The 2,961-nt window shown below is 53.6% G+C and carries 1 rRNA gene; it reads right to left on the bottom strand.

Features of this window, described 5'->3' with window-relative positions:
* Window positions 1-15: 15 nt before the first annotated feature.
* Window positions 16-2,960 (bottom strand): 23S ribosomal RNA (locus Q9R36_RS26050).
* Between the last annotated feature and the right edge of the window lies 1 nt (window position 2,961).

Genomic DNA, 2,961 nt, shown 5'->3' with positions numbered 1-2,961 from the left:
ACAAAGCAATCAAATGTGGTTAAGTCCTCGATCTATTAGTATCTGTCAGCTCCACGTGTCACCACGCTTCCACCTCAGACCTATCAACCTGATCATCTTTCAGGGATCTTACTAGCTTGACGCTATGGGAAATCTCATCTCGAGGGGGGCTTCATGCTTAGATGCTTTCAGCACTTATCCCTTCCGCACATAGCTACCCAGCGATGCCTTTGGCAAGACAACTGGTACACCAGCGGTGCGTCCATCCCGGTCCTCTCGTACTAAGGACAGCTCCTCTCAAATTTCCTGCGCCCACGACGGATAGGGACCGAACTGTCTCACGACGTTCTGAACCCAGCTCGCGTACCGCTTTAATGGGCGAACAGCCCAACCCTTGGGACCGACTACAGCCCCAGGATGCGATGAGCCGACATCGAGGTGCCAAACCTCCCCGTCGATGTGGACTCTTGGGGGAGATAAGCCTGTTATCCCCGGGGTAGCTTTTATCCGTTGAGCGATGGCCCTTCCATGCGGAACCACCGGATCACTAAGCCCGACTTTCGTCCCTGCTCGACTTGTAGGTCTCGCAGTCAAGCTCCCTTGTGCCTTTACACTCTGCGAATGATTTCCAACCATTCTGAGGGAACCTTTGGGCGCCTCCGTTACTTTTTAGGAGGCGACCGCCCCAGTCAAACTGCCCGCCTGACACTGTCTCCCGCCCCGATCAGGGGCGCGGGTTAGAATTTCAATACAGCCAGGGTAGTATCCCACCAATGCCTCCACCGAAGCTGGCGCTCCGGCTTCAAAGGCTCCTACCTATCCTGTACAAGCTGTACCAAAATTCAATATCAGGCTGCAGTAAAGCTCCACGGGGTCTTTCCGTCCTGTCGCGGGTAACCTGCATCTTCACAGGTACTATAATTTCACCGAGTCTCTCGTTGAGACAGTGCCCAGATCGTTACGCCTTTCGTGCGGGTCGGAACTTACCCGACAAGGAATTTCGCTACCTTAGGACCGTTATAGTTACGGCCGCCGTTTACTGGGGCTTCGATTCAGAGCTTCGCTTGCGCTAACCCCTCCTCTTAACCTTCCAGCACCGGGCAGGCGTCAGCCCCTATACTTCGCCTTGCGGCTTCGCAGAGACCTGTGTTTTTGCTAAACAGTCGCCTGGGCCTATTCACTGCGGCTTTTCCGGGCTATTCACCCTAAAAAGCACCCCTTCTCCCGAAGTTACGGGGTCATTTTGCCGAGTTCCTTAACGAGAGTTCTCTCGCTCACCTTAGGATTCTCTCCTCGCCTACCTGTGTCGGTTTGCGGTACGGGCACCTTTTCCCTCGCTAGAGGCTTTTCTTGGCAGTGTGGAATCAGGAACTTCGGTACTAAATTTCCCTCGCCGTCACAGCTCAGCCTGATGCAAACGGGATTTGCCTCGTTTGCAGCCTAACTGCTTGGACGCGCATATCCAACAGCGCGCTTACCCTATCCTCCTGCGTCCCCCCATTGCTCAAACGGTAAAGAGGTGGTACAGGAATATCAACCTGTTGTCCATCGCCTACGCCTTTCGGCCTCGGCTTAGGTCCCGACTAACCCTGAGCGGACGAGCCTTCCTCAGGAAACCTTAGGCATTCGGTGGATGGGATTCTCACCCATCTTTCGCTACTCATACCGGCATTCTCACTTCTAAGCGCTCCACCAGTCCTTGCGGTCTGACTTCGATGCACTTAGAACGCTCTCCTACCGCGGACACCTGATGGTGTCCACCCACAGCTTCGGTGATACGTTTAGCCCCGGTACATTTTCGGCGCGGAGTCACTCGACCAGTGAGCTATTACGCACTCTTTAAATGGTGGCTGCTTCTAAGCCAACATCCTGGTTGTCTAAGCAACTCCACATCCTTTTCCACTTAACGTATACTTTGGGACCTTAGCTGGTGGTCTGGGCTGTTTCCCTTTTGACTACGGATCTTATCACTCGCAGTCTGACTCCCATGGATAAGTCTTTGGCATTCGGAGTTTGTCTGAATTCGGTAACCCGATGGGGGCCCCTAGTCCAAACAGTGCTCTACCTCCAAGACTCTTACAACATGAGGCTAGCCCTAAAGCTATTTCGGAGAGAACCAGCTATCTCCAAGTTCGATTGGAATTTCTCCGCTACCCACACCTCATCCCCGCACTTTTCAACGTGCGTGGGTTCGGGCCTCCATCCAGTGTTACCTGGACTTCACCCTGGACATGGGTAGATCACCTGGTTTCGGGTCTACGACCACATACTCATTCGCCCTATTCAGACTCGCTTTCGCTGCGGCTCCGTCTGTTCAACTTAACCTCGCATGTAATCGTAACTCGCCGGTTCATTCTACAAAAGGCACGCCATTACCCTGACCCGAAGGTCATAGGGCTTTGACTACTTGTAGGCACACGGTTTCAGGATCTGTTTCACTCCCCTTCCGGGGTGCTTTTCACCTTTCCCTCACGGTACTGGTTCACTATCGGTCACTAGGGAGTATTTAGCCTTGGGAGATGGTCCTCCCTGCTTCCGACGGGATTTCACGTGTCCCGCCGTACTCAGGATCCACTCTGGAGGGAACGAAGTTTCAACTACGGGGCTGTTACCCTCTATGGCCGGCCTTTCCATGCCTGTTCATTTACTCCGTTCCTTTGTAACTCCGTGTAGAGTGTCCTACAACCCCAGGAGGCAAGCCTCCTGGTTTGGGCTAATCCCGTTTCGCTCGCCGCTACTCAGGGAATCGCGTTTGCTTTCTCTTCCTCCGGGTACTTAGATGTTTCAGTTCCCCGGGTCTGCCTCCAATGCCCTATGTATTCAGGCAAGGGTTCCATCCCATTACGGATGGAGGGTTTCCCCATTCGGAAATCTCCGGATCAAAGCTTACTTACAGCTCCCCGAAGCATATCGGTGTTAGTACCGTCCTTCATCGGCTCCTAGTGCCAAGGCATCCACCGTGCGCCCTTTCTAACTTAACCT

The sequence above is a fragment of the Bacillus sp. AG4(2022) genome, assembly GCF_031844465.1.
Classification (GTDB): domain Bacteria; phylum Bacillota; class Bacilli; order Bacillales; family Cytobacillaceae; genus Bacillus_AB; species Bacillus_AB infantis.
This window is presented reverse-complemented; position numbering and strand designations above follow the sequence as displayed.